This is a genomic window from Paenibacillus sp. CB74, assembly GCF_055687625.1.
Genome location: NZ_CM146009.1, coordinates 4903775 through 4919489 on the forward strand (window position 1 = coordinate 4903775; position 15715 = coordinate 4919489).

The 15715-nt window shown below is 46.5% G+C and carries 14 protein-coding genes; 6 read left to right on the forward strand and 8 right to left on the reverse strand.

The features are described 5' to 3' along the window. Positions 1-45 precede the first annotated feature (45 nt). Entirely contained in the window at positions 46-1437 is a 1392-nt protein-coding gene (locus ACX9NY_RS21605; protein ID WP_472474992.1) for a helix-turn-helix domain-containing protein, read from the reverse strand. A 267-nt stretch (positions 1438-1704) separates the two neighbouring features. On the opposite strand from ACX9NY_RS21605, the gene ACX9NY_RS21610 reads away from it, so the two are divergent. After that, entirely contained in the window at positions 1705-2829 is a 1125-nt protein-coding gene (locus tag ACX9NY_RS21610; RefSeq protein WP_472474994.1) for an LLM class flavin-dependent oxidoreductase, read from the forward strand. A gap of 101 nt (positions 2830-2930) precedes the next feature. On the opposite strand, the gene ACX9NY_RS21615 is transcribed toward ACX9NY_RS21610, so the two are convergent. Beyond that, on the reverse strand, positions 2931-3512 hold the full coding sequence (locus tag ACX9NY_RS21615) for a TetR/AcrR family transcriptional regulator (RefSeq protein WP_339258468.1): 582 nt from the start codon (positions 3510-3512) through the stop codon (positions 2931-2933). A gap of 300 nt (positions 3513-3812) precedes the next feature. Between ACX9NY_RS21615 and ACX9NY_RS21620 the strand changes: the two genes are divergently transcribed. Further along, positions 3813-5021, forward strand: a complete 1209-nt coding sequence (locus tag ACX9NY_RS21620) for an MFS transporter (RefSeq protein ID WP_472474996.1) — start codon at positions 3813-3815, stop codon at positions 5019-5021. Between the two features lie 144 nt (positions 5022-5165). On the opposite strand, the gene ACX9NY_RS21625 is transcribed toward ACX9NY_RS21620, so the two are convergent. Together ACX9NY_RS21625 and ACX9NY_RS21630 are read right to left on the reverse strand one after the other, a co-directional pair. Further along, positions 5166-5534 carry a VOC family protein gene (locus ACX9NY_RS21625; protein ID WP_342571655.1) on the reverse strand — a complete coding sequence of 123 codons (369 nt, stop codon included), beginning with the start codon at positions 5532-5534 and terminating at the stop codon, positions 5166-5168. Positions 5535-5656: 122 nt separating this feature from the next. Beyond that, positions 5657-6718: an oxidoreductase gene (locus ACX9NY_RS21630; protein WP_472474998.1), complete on the reverse strand. Its 1062-nt coding sequence runs from the start codon at positions 6716-6718 to the stop codon at positions 5657-5659. Positions 6719-6874: 156 nt separating this feature from the next. On the opposite strand from ACX9NY_RS21630, the gene ACX9NY_RS21635 reads away from it, so the two are divergent. After that, on the forward strand, positions 6875-7738 hold the full coding sequence (locus tag ACX9NY_RS21635; RefSeq protein ID WP_472475000.1) for a LysR family transcriptional regulator: 864 nt from the start codon (positions 6875-6877) through the stop codon (positions 7736-7738). A 421-nt stretch (positions 7739-8159) separates the two neighbouring features. Here ACX9NY_RS21635 and ACX9NY_RS21640 read toward each other — a convergent pair whose 3' ends face one another. The 4 genes from ACX9NY_RS21640 to ACX9NY_RS21655 form a co-directional block, all read right to left on the reverse strand. After that, positions 8160-10226 (reverse strand): methyl-accepting chemotaxis protein, encoded by a 2067-nt coding sequence (locus tag ACX9NY_RS21640; protein WP_472475002.1) that lies wholly within the window; start codon positions 10224-10226, stop codon positions 8160-8162. A 233-nt stretch (positions 10227-10459) separates the two neighbouring features. After that, positions 10460-11566 (reverse strand): Glu/Leu/Phe/Val family dehydrogenase, encoded by a 1107-nt coding sequence (locus tag ACX9NY_RS21645; RefSeq protein ID WP_339258462.1) that lies wholly within the window; start codon positions 11564-11566, stop codon positions 10460-10462. A 287-nt stretch (positions 11567-11853) separates the two neighbouring features. Next, positions 11854-12483, reverse strand: coding sequence for a sporulation-specific diadenylate cyclase CdaS (cdaS, locus tag ACX9NY_RS21650; protein WP_339258459.1), 630 nt, complete (start codon positions 12481-12483; stop codon positions 11854-11856). A gap of 213 nt (positions 12484-12696) precedes the next feature. Beyond that, on the reverse strand, positions 12697-14211 hold the full coding sequence (locus tag ACX9NY_RS21655) for a DUF6359 domain-containing protein (protein ID WP_339261281.1): 1515 nt from the start codon (positions 14209-14211) through the stop codon (positions 12697-12699). A 224-nt stretch (positions 14212-14435) separates the two neighbouring features. Between ACX9NY_RS21655 and ACX9NY_RS21660 the strand changes: the two genes are divergently transcribed. The 3 genes from ACX9NY_RS21660 to ACX9NY_RS21670 all read left to right on the forward strand — a co-directional run bounded on the left by ACX9NY_RS21660 (position 14436) and on the right by ACX9NY_RS21670 (position 15692). Further along, a complete protein-coding gene (locus ACX9NY_RS21660; RefSeq protein WP_339239191.1) occupies positions 14436-14729 on the forward strand; it encodes a hypothetical protein in 294 nt (97 codons plus the stop codon). Between the two features lie 153 nt (positions 14730-14882). Next, a complete protein-coding gene (locus ACX9NY_RS21665) occupies positions 14883-15038 on the forward strand; it encodes a hypothetical protein (protein ID WP_017691064.1) in 156 nt (51 codons plus the stop codon). Between the two features lie 123 nt (positions 15039-15161). Beyond that, complete coding sequence (locus tag ACX9NY_RS21670) at positions 15162-15692, forward strand: GNAT family N-acetyltransferase (protein WP_472475005.1); 531 nt, start codon at positions 15162-15164, stop codon at positions 15690-15692. Positions 15693-15715 lie beyond the last annotated feature (23 nt).

Consider the following 15715-nt stretch of genomic DNA (forward strand, 5'->3'; position numbering starts at 1 on the left):
GTGCCTGCGCCAGGCTGAGGATACAGTGTAAACAATAAAACAGCACTAAACAAAACTACTATTACAGCTGCTTTTTTTCTCATAATTACTATAAACCTCCTCGATTAAGTTTCTATACTTGTTCTTCAATTCAGTTGAAGCTCTGTCTCTAAATCTCTCAAATAAGCCTACACATTGTATAATCACAGATTCGCTTTTCATATGTTTAGCTGAAGCTATACAGTGTAACAAATGCTGAAACCCTTGTTCATACCTGCCTTTATCTAGTTGATAGATAGTTAATTCTTTAAGAAATTCAATGTATCTGCCGTTGGTTATAAGTTCATTATAACTACCAATATAACCATAAGTATTAAAATACATCATTATATATGGATCAAATTTATCGAGAACAAAATCAACATCCATATTGTGATTATTAGCTGCTTCCATTATTTTTACCAACGCAGGCAAAATTTCAGCTTCATCTTTCTCAATGTACTGAACATACGAATAGATTACATCTATATCCCCCATCATAAGGCGATATAGATAATTGTTGACCTGTGCCCAACCATTGAATCTATTAATAAATACAATATCCTCTTCACTAGGATTATCAATACGAATTAATTTTGAATATGCTTCTGTATATTGAAGAGCTTCAGGATATTCTGCTCGTCCGTCACATGCTGCTGCCCTCAGCAAATTAGAATACGCGGAGTATACGAAGGTAGGGTAAACGGTAATTCTTTGAGTTTCTGATTTTCTTTTTTTATAAGAGTTAAGAAAGTTAGTTTTCTGCTCCAGATCTTCAGCCAAAGTGAATACCTTGTCCCAGTATCTTAGAGCCAAGTATGTATTCGCCAGGTCTTTAATCGCATCCAGCTGCCTCTCCTCATCCAGCCGATTAATATACGGTTCAAAATGTACGGCTGCACGCAGATTCTCGTGTTGGTCCTGACCGAGAGATAACGTGAAGATGCGATACTGACAGAGAGCGAGACGTTCCGAATGTTGATATTTCTCGCACTCCGCCACACATTCGTACAACATCCGTGCAGCCTTCGTCTGTCCACGCTCAAGCATGCCTTCAGCCATCTCAAACAACTCCGAGATATACGAGCGATCATCGGTCACTTCCTGGATAACCCTCTGAATACATTCCAGCTTGTCCAATTCGGCACAGCGCTGCAGGAATGGTTCCAGTCTTCTCCAATGGGGTGCCGATTCCACGAAACATTCAGCCCCATAGATCTCGTAGAAGTACCCCTCTTCCAGCTTCATGCCTTGGGTAATCAGATCCAATTGCGCCATAGCAATGGGCCGAGTCCCCTTAATAATTGCACTAAGCGTTCCGGCGTTAACTCCTGATATATCGGCAAAATACTGCAGGGTGTACCCCTGTTTCCTGATGTAGTCCTCAATATATGAGCGTATCGTAGTTGTAGGTTCCATGTATCCCACCTCCACAATGAAAATCCATAATTTTGAATTTATATGATAAGCACAATTTTAATCCTAAATTTTACAGCGGTCAATAAAAATCGTGGCAATTTCCTTCACATCTGTGCAAGGGGGCCTGAACTGAATTTTTGCTTATAGAAAAAATCCATTAGAAGAATCCGTGAGAACATGATACATTTAATGCAACTTACATATCCTACTATTTCAATAGGATTATACGACACAGATACTATTAATTCAGTTCAAGGAGAAGGTCAGATGAAATTTGCCTTGTTTAGTCTCATGATGAATCTGCCTAATGCCGTAACCGGGGAGGCTCTGACGACTCAGCAGAAATTCCATAATATATTGGAGCAAGCGAAGCTGGCTGAACGACTGGGATTCGATGCCTATGGAATTGGTGAACGACACGGTGCACCTTTTCTATCTTCCTCGCCACCTGTCGTATTAACCGCAATAGCCGCAGCAACCACACGCATTCGGTTACTAACCACCGTTACTGTTCTTAGTATACTTGATCCAGTCCGGGTTGCCGAGGATTATGCCACACTGGATCAATTATCAGGCGGACGGCTGGAGATGATCATTGGGAAAGGCAATGACCCTCGACATTATCCGCTGTTTGGCATAAGCGAAGAGGAACAATGGGACTCACTCGATGAACGGTATCATTTGCTAAAACGGCTGTGGTCTGAAGAGAATGTCACCTGGCAGGGAACGTATCGCCCTCCGCTTGAGGGCGTGACTACCTGGCCTAGGCCGCTTCAGCAGTCCATCCCAATCTGGCATGGTAGCGCGTCCAGCACAGTCTCAACCGAACTCGCTGCCAAATATGGCGAGCCGCTCTTCACGTCGAATTCTTTTCACCCTCAGGCCAAATACAAAGCGTTAATCGATCATTATCGAGAGCGCCTCGCTTATTATGGTCATGATCCGCAGCAGGCAGTGATTGGCTCTGGTGCCGGCAGTCTCTATCTTGCCGATACAGGTGAAGAAGCCATTCGTCGCTATAAGCCGTACTATGAAGCGTTCCATGCCACCGCCGCCGCACAGCATAACCAGTCGCCCTTCACCGATCTGGAGGATAACATTGCACGTGGCCCTGCGTTAATCGGCAGTCCGGAACAGGTTATTGAGAAAATTCTGGACTATCATGCCGCTTACGGACATCAGGTGCTGAGTATCAGCGTAGATGGATTGACGCATAGCGAGCAGTTGGAGCAAGTGGAGCGTTTTGCAAAGGAAGTGGCCCCTGTATTACGCCGTGAACTGCCTAGTTCAGTATGGAATGAACCCCCGGTGTTAACCCAGCACGCATCCTTCCTATCCTCTAATGCTACAGACTCATGGCCCACAGCCATCTCACCTATATTCCAAGTTTAAATACTCTCCCACGTACAATATGCCACATGTGATCCCTTCCAGGGTGATTCCTAAGAATCACCCTCTTCCCTCATCCTCCCAGTTGTATCACCGCTCTTCTTCTACTTATTGGACTGAATACCTTCAAACAATGAACGGAGCAGTACATCTACAAACGCATCATCCATCGCTTCACCGGTCACTAACATGCGATAGAACACCGGCCCATAGATCAGGTCAATATACATTCCAATGTCTATCCCACTCTTCAATTCGCCGCGCTCCACGCCCTTCTCCAAGATTCCTCGAGCTTCACGCCGACGTGGCTGGATGTATCTTGTGCGGTATTCTTCGGCAAGCCCTTCATCCGATTGCCCTTCTCCGATAATCTGTGTAATCACTTTTCCTTCCCGACTGGTCAAAAAACGAACCAGATTACTCGCATGTATGCGTATATCTTCCAATACCGAGCCTGTATCCGGTACGGGTAATCTTGCCGTTGCGGCAGACATATATCCGTCCATGATGACAGCGCCTTTGCTCGGCCACCATTTGTAGATCGTGGCTTTGCTCACTTGTGCGCGCTCAGCAATCTTCTCAATCGTAACAGCCCCGAATCCGTGCTCCAACAACAACTCATAGGATGCGTTAAGAATGGCATTCTGGGTTTCCATATTACGTGGACGTCCTCTTTTGGCAGTCATCTTGAGCCCTCCTGGATGCAAAAAATATATTTTATCATCAATAATATTCATAAATACGATACGTTCATTATACTAAAATGCATTGCGTACACACAATTCACTCTTCGCTCATTTTTATATCCTCATTTAAATTTTCATTAAAATATGTTTAGTCTATTTACAATACTAAACGTTTAGTTTATTATATGTTTTAATTAGTGAACACAACGTTTAGTAATTAACATTTTAAACAGCACCCGTTGATCTATCTGGAATATCGAATTTTCAATACGAATATGAAATCTGTGGAGGATGATTAAGATGGATATGAGACAACAAGTGAAGAAGGCACCTGTACCTGCCTGGATTATTTTTTTGCTGGCATCCGCTTGTGGATTGATCGTGGCAAACCTGTATTATGCTCAGACCGTTATCGGACCGATTAGCATGACCACGGGCCTTTCTTCTGCCGTTGCCGGATTGATCGTAACGTTGACTCAGATTGGTTATGTTATTGGTTTGTTATTCATCGTGCCGCTCAGTGACATTATTGAGAACCGACGCCTGGTCGTTCTTTTCCTCATCGTACTGGTTGTTGCCCTGATTGCTGCGGCTTTCTCGCCCACGGCTGTTGTATTTCTGACTGCCTCTCTGTTCATTGGTATAGGTTCTGTGGTCGCTCAGATTCTGGTACCCTATGCGACATATCTTACTTCCGAGGAACAACGCGGACGGGTTGTCGGCAATGTCATGAGTGGTCTGCTGCTGGGCATCATGCTGGCCCGTCCTGTCGCAAGCTTTATCACCAGCCTCTTCGGATGGCAGACGGTCTTTGTATTCTCCGCCATTGTCATAACACTTCTCATGTTGCTCCTATCCCGTGCTCTTCCTGCTCGCCAACCTGAACCCACCTTGAAATACGGTCAATTAATCGTGTCGTTGGGCACACTGTTCAGAACGATGCCTCTGTTACGCCGTCGGGCGTTCTATCAAGCCAGTCTGTTTGGTGCTTTCAGCTTATTCTGGACGACGGTTCCACTCAGACTCGCGAACGATTTCGGCATGTCACAGCAAGGCATTGCCTGGTTCGCCCTGGCTGGTGTCGGAGGTGCTATTGCCGCTCCCATTGCCGGGAGATTGGCAGATCGCGGACTAACGCGTATTCTCACGGGGGCTGCCATGATCATCGCTGCGGCTTCGTTTGGTCTGGCTTATGTATTCCAGAGCCACTCCACGTTTGCACTAATCCTGCTTGTGATCGTGGCAATTACATTGGATATGGCTGTCTCGGGAAATCTGGTGCTGGGTCAACGCATTATCTACTCCTTAGGAAGTGAAGCGAGAGGGCGTGTGAATGGCATATTCATGTCGATCTTTTTTGTTGGCGGTGCGATTGGTTCATCTCTTGGAAGCTGGTCTTATGCTAACGGAGGCTGGAGTCTCACAACGCTGATTGGCCTGATCATGCCGCTGCTCGCTTTGGTGTATTACTTTACGGAAAAGAAAGCTGTAGTCGTCAGCAACGAATAGAAATGAATGTATCGTTTAATTCGAACGACCAAATAAGGGCAGACTGATCCTAAGGATCAGTGCTGCCCTTTATTTTGTAATCAACACTTGGCTCTCTGTGACAGAGCAAGGTATCACTGTGATTAAGATGGATACATCTGCGTATTAGGCTTTACTGTGAAGGGTAACTTGGTACCCGTCTGGGTCGGCAAATGTAAAAGTTCGCCCGAATGGTCCATCTATGGGTGCAGATGTAATCTTAACGCCTGCCGCAGCAAGCTTGTCGTGAATGTCTTGCGTATCCGGGGCATGAAGCCACAGGGCGATACCAAGTCCTGGCTGAGTACCTGAACGGAGTTCGGTTCCTGGCAATAGGTCACGAAGAGCAAATGTAATAGGCTTGGTATCAAAGACCACCGCATGAGGTGGTCCCGCCTGTGAGCGTACCAGTCCGAGATAGTTTTGATAGAATTCGGCAGAGCTCTCAAGATTGCTCACTTGAAGTGAAATGAAATCGGGTCCAATTGCTGACATAATGTTATTCTCCTTTAGATATGGGATTGTTTATATCTTGATCATACAAGCCCGCTCTTGCCAACAGTATGTCAGTAGCGTTCATTCTTTTTTTGATTTTTCTTTGAATCGGTTTTTCCCTTTTACACCAACACGGGCAGATGCTTAGCTGCATCATACTCCACCAATGGCTCACCAGCATTCAATTTCTGCACCAGATCAGGGTTGGAGATAAATGGTCTGCCGAACGCAGCCAAATCTATGCTTCCCTTACCAATCGCGTGCTCTGCGGTTTGAACATCCAAATTCCCCACACCAATGATGATGCCATCCCACTGACTTCGAATCCGCTCGTGAAAGGATTGCCCACCGTCCCATGCTTTTGCATAATGATCTGTCGAGGGATGCAATATCGAAATTCCCGTCTCGCGGAACAACTTCAGATATGCATTTATCATTGCAGCTTTGTCTGCCCATGCATAGGATGCATCATCATCCTTTTTCTCGGAGAATCGAACCGATATGCGATCCACACTGATCTCTTTTTTTACAGCCACAATAATATCTCGAAGGAACCGTAATCTGTCCGCAGTGTCGCCTCCATATTCGTCTGTTCTGTGGTTGGTCTTCTCATTGATAAACTGGTCGATCAGATACCCATGCGCAGCATGCAGCTCGATTCCGTCAAACCCTGCAAGAACCGCATGGCGTGCTGCCGTCTGAAAATGCTGAATCGTATCCGCTATATCCTGTGCGCTCATCGCTTGGGGAATCTGATACGGCTTATGCAGCTTATGCACTCTTCCCTCTGCCGCAAGGCTGGAAGGTGCCAGTGGAGCGGTTCCGATCAGATCAGAATGGGACAATCTGCCGACATGCCACAGCTGAGCAATAATGGTGCCGCCATGTCTGTGAACAGCATCCGTTACCCTTTTCCAAGAAGTCGTCTGTTCATCTGTATATAAGCCGGGGATGCCATAGGTTCCTTTGCCTGCCAGATCCGGGTTAATACCCTCGGTAATGATCAGTCCCACGCCATCTCGCGCACGCTGCTCATAATATGCCACCATCTCATCCGTCACCGTCCCCTTATGGTCATCAGCAAATCCCCGGGTCAACGGTGCCATCACCATTCGGTTTCTTAACTTCCATTGATGAATTGTCACCGGGCTTAATAGTGTTGTACGTGTATTCATCTTATCCATGTCATATCCCTACTCTCTTTGTCATTAGGGATATTGTACGGCTGCTCTGATATATCGTAAAATGATTGTAATATATAGTTGTATCTCTCAGAGAGATACCTAACATGAATATCTGCGGAAGCAATGTAAGTTAATCCACACTCAGGAGGATACAGCATGGAACTTTCTGATATCGATATTGTTCTCGCGGTGGCACGTTCAGGCAAAATCTCACAGGCCGCTAAAGAACTGAATTACGCGCAATCCAATGTCACGACACGCATCAAAAAACTGGAGCAGGAATATCAAATCCAGTTGTTCAACCGATTTCCCAAAGGTGTTGTACTGACCTCCAAAGGAGAACAGTTCGTCCAGTACGCCTCTCGCATTCATAACCTTTTGCACGATCTGAAGCAGGATATGACCGATCCCGGAGAACCTTCTGGCACGCTAAAAATCGGCATTGTGGAAACTGCGGCATCCAGCCGCTTTATGGAGATTCTGAATGAATATCAAGTAACCTACCCGGAGGTATCCATCTCACTCGTTAACGCCACTTCACCCAAAGTACTGCGCAAGAAAATACAGGACTATGAGATTGATGGTGCTTTTATCAGCGGGGCTTGTGTGAAGGAAGGTCTGAAAGTGGAATACGAGATGCAGGACACGGTTCATATCATCTCCAAAAAGACAGACGCACCACCTGAGAGCCTGTGCCAGGTATCGTGGGTCGTTTTCCCCGAAGGCTGTCCGTATCGTGAAATGACCGAAGAATTCCTGCAGGAAGAAGGGTTGTCCGCACGCAATATCATCGAAGTGAGTACGATGGAAAACCTGCTCAGCTGTGTGGAATCAGGCATTGCTTTTACCATTATGCCGTGCAGCGTTATTCACAAGAAACCGGATGATTTCTCCGTATTTGATCTCGCAGATCGTTATACTCATACCACAACAACCTTTGTCCGCGGTGAGGATCGTTATGTCAGCAGTGCGCTGGATCAATTCATGAAGCTGCTCAATCAGAAGTGCATTACGTTTTGATAGATGCGGACTATACCCCAACACATCACACGGAGCATTGTCCTTATTATGCATTACTTAGATGGATACAGGGGGGCTGGTTGCAAAAGGGGCTGTCTCAGAAGGAATACCGCCTCGCTCCAAGTGCTAACGAACCTACCGCACCTTAAAAGGCAAATCATCAACGATTGCAAGATTTAACGAACCTCACTAACGCTATTTCGTCATACTAGGGCTTCCAAACCTAAAAAAACCAATGAATCGACGAAATAGCGTCTCTGTGATTCGTTAGTTCTCAGATCTGGGCAAATGGGAGCGAATAGCGTGTGTCAGGTTCATTAAAACAAAAATCAAACTAAATGAGGATGTCCCTCGTCATATTCATGACTTATGGGACATCCTCGTCGTTACTTTTCCCCTCTAGATCACATACAATTAACGCTTACTCCACCTTGAATCTTGCAGCCGATTCGGCCAGCTTTTGTGTCAATTGATCGATTGTATCGACCATGTTTGCCAACTGCTGCACTGTCGCGGACTGCTCCATCATGGTTGCTGTTACCTCTTCAACCGAAGCAGATACTTGCTCTCCCGAAGCCGACAAGCTATGTGCTGACTCCAGTACGTCATCCTTATTCTGCAACATCTCCTGCATCTGTCCTGCCATCGTGGCGATCTGTTGATTAATGACCATTACTTTCTCCAGAATCACATCAAACGCCTGACGAGTCTGCAAAACAAGCTCATCCTGTCTGGACGAGATGGTGTGAATTTCGGCAACACTATGGTTGTTCTCGGCGACATCGGCCAGATTCTGCTCGATAATGCTGGAGATTTCCTTGGACTGGCGGGAACTCTGCTCTGCCAGATTGCGGATCTCCTCGGCCACAACCGCAAATCCTCTGCCATGCTCCCCAGCCCGTGATGCTTCAATTGAAGCATTCAATGCAAGCAGATTGGTCTGCTTCGCGATCTGGCTGATCGCTTCCGTGATCTGACTAATACTGCCCGAACTCGTTTGAAGTTTGACCGTAATCTCCGAGATTTTCTCCACTTCCCGCTCGTTGACCTCATTAATACGCATCAATTCATTGACGACTTCATTCCCGTTGTGGAAAACCGATTCGATCTCATCCGCTCTTGCTTTCACATCCTGCGCACTGCTGTTCATGGCAGCCACTTTATCGCCAAAGCTGTTGAACTTGCCTGCAATCTGCTCGGTATCTTCCGATTGGGCCTCCATCGCCTTGGCAATGCCCATGGACGTTGCCGATGTCTCATCAATGGATCTTGCCGTCTGTTTGGATGTCTCCTCCAATTCCTGAGTGCTGGCCTGGAGCACATGAATCGAATTATTCATATCGGTAATCAGGTTCCTGTTCTGCTCGACCATGCCATTAAAGCTCTCCGCCAGATCCTTGAATTCACTGTTATATCTGCCATTGGCCTTAACGGTGAGATTCCCTTGAGCAAGCTGTTTGAACAGCCCGATCAGACGAATGATGGGTCTCGTAATACTACGAGAAATTAGCAATCCCACGCCAATCGCCAGAGCAACTCCGATCAATGTCACGATAATCATCTGGCGCTGCATATCCTCTAATGGGCGTTTGATATCATCATAATCATCAATAATGACTACGGAGAGATCTGCACCAGGGATCTGATTGATACGATAATAGATATTATCTCGATCCATTGAAGTGATTTTCACTTTGTCGGTGGCTCTGTCTTCCATAAGTTCGGTGGCTTCCTTGTCCTCTTCCAACGTTTGTCCCACAATGGAAGGGTCCAGTGAATCATACATAATGATGCCGCTTCGGCTCAATACTTCAACTCTGCCTTGACCATTGATCTGGATGTCCCCCAGTTGCCCCAGGAAAAAGTTGCTGTCCACCGACATGGCGAACACACCCAGAATATTACCCTCTTCATCCATGACAGGCTCCGAGAATGCAATTATCAGCTTCTTGCTATTCTTCGACACGATGGCATCACTGATGAAGGATTTCCCCTGTATGGACTCCTTGAAATATTCACGGTCTCCTCGTGGCTGTCCAATGACATCCGGCATGGTTCCTGCCACAATGGTTCCTTCCTTGTCAAACACGAACAGATCCGGCTTGGTGCCTATTGTGTCAGATATACTCTCGGTGAGAATTGTATTCGCTCTGTTGAAATATGGATTCTCATCTGTGAAAAAAGTCTCATCTGTCATTTCGTTTGTATCACGCAACTTCAAGAGTTCTTTAAACGTACTATGTACGGACATCGCATGACTCATCTGTTGCTGAAGCTGCATCGCTGTCCAAAGCCCTTCCCCAAGGCGGTCAGCCATTACATTAATCTCATCCTTGCTCTTCCTGACCACAACATCAGATGAAATCATATAACTTGTGGTCGTTGCACCGAGCAGTACCAAAACGACCAATACACTGATCATGATCGGCAGCTTGATTTTAAGCGACACATTTTTAAGCCTGTGCGCTACCCCTTGTCTTTTCCCCATTTTCACTTCTCCCCACTTCCCTGAACCATCTGCATCTAAACGATGTATATACATTATCGGAAAAATGCATAGTGGAATTGATCTATTAGGGAGATATTGCCACTGTTTTTCATTTTTTTATATCTGATAACAACATAAAAAATGGCCTGTTAGAACGACACGATCCATCTTAGAAATGGACGTTGCCGTTATCTAACAGACCGTTTACAGATTTAATAAAGATTCAATACCGTTTACTTGCGCAATCTCCGGGAACTCAGCGCGTGGTGGCCATTCTGCAAAAATGTACTGCGTGTATTCTTCATCTGTTCGATCCGTCGCTCAGCCAGACGATCTGCAGCAACATAGGTAGCGATGCCCTCGGTACGTGAGCTTTCGAATATTTTCTCCAGAGTGGCATAGATCTCTCCGATCTTGCTCCACGCCCGATCCGCATTATAACCATTCAGCTCATCTGCAATGTTAATTACGCCACCTGCATTGATAACATAGTCAGGCGCGTATACGATGCCCATGTCATACAACTGATCCCCATGACGGGTCTCCAGAAGCTGATTGTTGGCGCATCCCGCTACAACCTTCGCCTTGAGCGTCTTAAGCGTATCGTCATTAATCGTGCCGCCCAGTGCACATGGTGCATAGATATCGCAATCCACACTCGTGATATCCGCGGGATCAACAGCTGTTGCGCCGAAGCGATCCACCGCCTGTTTCACCGCGTCCTTATGGATATCCGTAACGATCAGATGTGCACCTTCCTCATACAGATATTTGCACAGATGCATCGCCACATTGCCGACACCTTGAACCGCTATCGTCTTACCCTCCAGCAGATCGGTGCCAAATGCTTCTTTGGCTGCTGCCTTGATCCCCCGATATACACCCCAAGCGGTTGCTGGTGATGGATTACCGGATGAACCATAACTTGCCGAGATGCCTGTCACATAATCGGTTTCCTGATAGATCAGGTTCATGTCCTCTTCCGTTGTTCCCACATCTTCGGCCGTGATATAACGTCCGTTCAACCCTTGAATATATCGTCCAAACGCACGAAACATCGCTTCGTTTTTGTCACGCCTTGGATCTCCGATAATAACGGTTTTGCCGCCGCCCAGATTCAGGCCGGATACTGCATTCTTATATGTCATACCACGGGCAAGGCGCAGCGCATCTTCAATGGCTGCTTCTTCCGAAGCGTAAGTCCACATCCGTGTGCCTCCCAACGCAGGGCCGAGTGTTGTGTCGTGTATGGCGATAATTGCTTTTAACCCTGAATTTCGATCCTGGCACAGAACCAGTTCCTCATAATCGTGATGCTCCATTGCTTCAAACCAACTCATGTGCTAACCGTCTCCTCCAACCATTTTTGCGATTCAATCGCATTGTTCTCTATTCATCGACCATCCTCTATTGTACCCATGAATACCCAGTTTGTGCAAAATCACATCGCAATGTTAGAGAAGCACCGATCGATGTTTCTCATATGGCGAGAGCAAAGCTGTCGAATTTCAGATTATAATTTTATCATCTATCAATAGAAAAACCTCTCTCTCTTACAGGAGAAAGGCACACTTCCCTCAACAGCATCATCTTAATCGCCCCAAGTAGGCCACTTGATCGTTCAAATTTAGGATAACGTCTCAACCACATTTATCGGATGCAGATCTCCATCCACCGCGAATGAAGCCTGTCCCGTCTCCTCAGAGACAACCAGTACAACCGCATCCGTCAATTCACTGAGTCCCAGTGCAGCCCGATGTCGAGTGCCTATTTTTCGTTCATGCACTTCCGCTTGCGACAACGGCAGCACATTACCAGCGGATACAATCTGATTGCCACGAATCAATACGGCCCCGTCATGCAATGGTGCACCGGGAATGAACAAGGATTCCAACAGCGCATGTGTCACTCTGGCATCCACGGCCACGCCTGAATGAATGATCGACTCCAACGGAATCTCACGTTCGATCACAATCAACGCCCCATATCTCCGATCAGATAGATGTTGTACGCTCGAAGTTAATTCGGCAAACTTCTCGGTAAAGGGCGACAGATAACAATCCAGATAAAACGAAGAGGCGAGCACCTCAATCTGCTTGATTTCCGCTCGAATCTCTGCAAATTGCCCCAGCAGACAGGCACTGTCATTGTCAAACCGGGATAACGTCAGATTCATTCGTTCTGCTACACGATGGAGATCCGCTTTGAGCTTCTGTCTCATCGAGGAACTGTCACAGTCTGCTTGCCGTTTCATCATACGTCGCCTCCTCCTTTAATTCGATTAATGCCTCGCACACATCCTGAATACCCATACCTTCCCCCCAGGAGCAAGTATATATACAATGACAAGGCGGTAAGAGCTGATCATGGTCGTGAATGCATCTGGCATAACAAGCAAAAAAGAGCCTGTCCGCGAACAAACTTTCACGGTCAGGCCCTATTCGGCATGATGATTTGATGTCTATATCACTTATTGTGCTTTTCCGTATGAACCTGCCTTAAATGTAGTCGGATCATACCATTTGTATCCCGCCGCAGGTGCAGCCCATGGCTCAAGTTGTGGCTCGGTTGATGCAGCCGGAGCTTCCATGGAGAGCAGGCTTGTTGCCGTATCCAATGTCAGACCTGGCACTTGTGCCAGACTGGTATAACTCTCTTTGACCGCCAGCCATTTTACGGTATTCACAAGGAACGTTGCATCGTCCACTTCTTTGAATCCATCATAGGTCTTCTTGGTCGCACCGGTCTCTTCACGCAAATATTTCGGAGTAGCGTCTTCCACAGGTGATGAGTCGCCAATAAATGCAGCTTTGCCCGCACCAACCTTGGCAATGGCGGCATAGGCCCCTTCAGCTCGTCCACCCCCGTTATATACGCCCTGATCGACAGCATTGCCCCACTTGGACACACCACTTGGTACATACACCAAACCTTTGGCCTTGTTAGGGTCGATAATTGCAACGGTGGATCCCGCATGCATGGCTACAGCATTAACACCAGCCGTAATACCGAAGGATTGAGCAGGTGCAACGATATCCGATGCATTTACATCTCCAAGGGCATTGTAGCGGAAACGTACACCAAAATTCGTCGCCAGCCAATCTGAACTCGTCACACTCTGCATCGCTGGTGATTCTGCTTCAGCCGAAGACATGCCTTTGGCCGGATTCAGGAAGGCACCGCGGCGATAGCCGTTGAATACTTCGGAAGAATCCCAGCGGTTTTTGTTACGGTCTGCATTATAGTGGTCGGAGATGAAGAAAACACTTCCTCCGTTCTGCACATACTGCACCAGCGCAGCCTGCTCTGTCGCTTTGAACGGCACGTTGGCTTCGCCAATGACAAAGACGTCGTAATCTTTCAATTTATTATAGGTGATGGCTTGCTCACCGAATGTATACGGAATGCTGCGTTCCAGCTGATTCACGACAAAGCCTGCGTTGCGCAAACCATTGGCAAAATCCGAAAATGCCCCGTCAATAATCCAGTCGGCAGCACCTGCTGTCTGGGCATGGGTATTATCGAACAATACTTTTTTGCCGGTACCATCCGGTAATGTTGTGCCTGGGTTCGGTTCTGGATCAGGGTTCGTTGTTCCGGAGGAAAATGCAATGGACGTTGGGTTTTTGACTCCTGCATAGCTGTTGTAGGCTCCGAGGGTTCCGGTGACGATGATCTTTTTGCCTACAAGATTAGGATTGGTAGCCAGTCCATATTGCGAACGGAAAGAAGCGGGAATCTGCACATCCAATAATCTGGCGTTGGTTCGCTCTGACGCTGAATCGGCAATCAGAACATTAAAATCATTGGCATACGGAGATGTAAACTTTGCGGTAAGTGACCCGGTAGCATGTCCAACAATGATTCCTTCAACCGTCGCTGTTCCTCCACCGCTCTGGGCAGCGATGGCCTGAGATACCGTAAGGGGTGCTGCAGCTTGTACCGGACTTTGCGAACCCGGCCCCAGCAGTGCGGTTGCCATCATGATAAAGACCAGGAATGCCCCGATCCAATGCTGCCATAACGCCTTCTTCATATTCCCTTTCTCCTCCTCCAAATTACCTGATAATGGGTTATCCTCCTTTAATTTAATTGTTCATATGCTGAATTCCTCTATCTTTTTGTAAAATTATTGAAAAAGTTTTGAGATGGTATCCATTTGCCCATACTGATTAGCATTAGAATTCCACTTTCCAAAGGAGTAAAACAATGATGAAGTTGATATTTTTGGTGCTCTTGTTAGTTATCCCGCTAATTATGGCTTATGTTGCTCTTCGTTCCCGAATGGTTACGAGGCTATTTCATATCCTTGCGCTGCTCTGCTTCTACAGTGCCGCAACTGTCATCGCTGGTGATGTGTATGCAACGAATGCTCATATGACCACGTTCACCACCGAAATTCATCAATTCCTGATGAATGGCTGGTTCCTGTATCCGTCTGCATATCTCGGTGTGTACATTCCCTATGTGATGTGGAGGAGCCTATTTTCAGAAAAAAGTTAACTTCGTTGCTGACTTGATATTGCATTTTGCCAGCGTTCATTGCATAATGAGTATATAAACGTGATAATGATTATCATTATTGAACTTGTCTCCATGTAACTTTCTACTGCATATGATTTTACGATTTTATAGATAAAGGGGAACGAACATCGAATGAATACAACTCTGCAAAAGGCTGATCTGCAGCTTGACGATTATTTGGATCTTCTGAACCTGGCAACCAATCTGGGTGATACGAGATGGCAAAAGGAAATTATCCGCAAGCTGGCTTATACTTATCCCGCAGTTCAATGTAAACAACCACAATAGCATTCCATATATCATAGATCTACATTATGGCTCATGACCGATTCATTCGTTGAATCTGTTATGGGCTATTTTTTGTTGTACAATGTACAGTAAGTTATTCAAATATGAAGGAAGTGGACAACGATGCAATTGGAGACCGAACGACTCATCATCAGGGATATTCTGGAGACAGACTGGGAAAGTATACATAGCTACACATCCATGACAGAAGTCACTCAGCATACGGCGTGGGGACCGAATACAGAAGAAGATACGCGAGAGTACGTGCAGTTTGTGTTGGACATGCAGCAGACACAACCACGAGAAGGTTATGAGCTGGCGATATGTTTGAAAAGTGACGGGACTCTTCTTGGCGGAGTAGGTATTCACGTGATGGAGAAAACCAATGCAGAGATTGGTTACGTCCTTAATCCCACTTACCAAGGGAAAGGTTATGCGACCGAAGCAGCCAGCGCTATACTAGGCTTCGGTTTCAACGAACTCGGCATCCACCGGATTTACGCCAAGTGTCGCCCACACAACACGGCTTCGGAGAATGTTATGAAGAAAATCGGTATGCAGCGTGAGGGGCTATTACGGGAGCATTGGTACTACAAAGGTTCCTTTCATGACTCGTTGATCTATTCGGTACTCGCCAGTGAATATGGCACATGAACAATTTCACGGAAACACAAAAA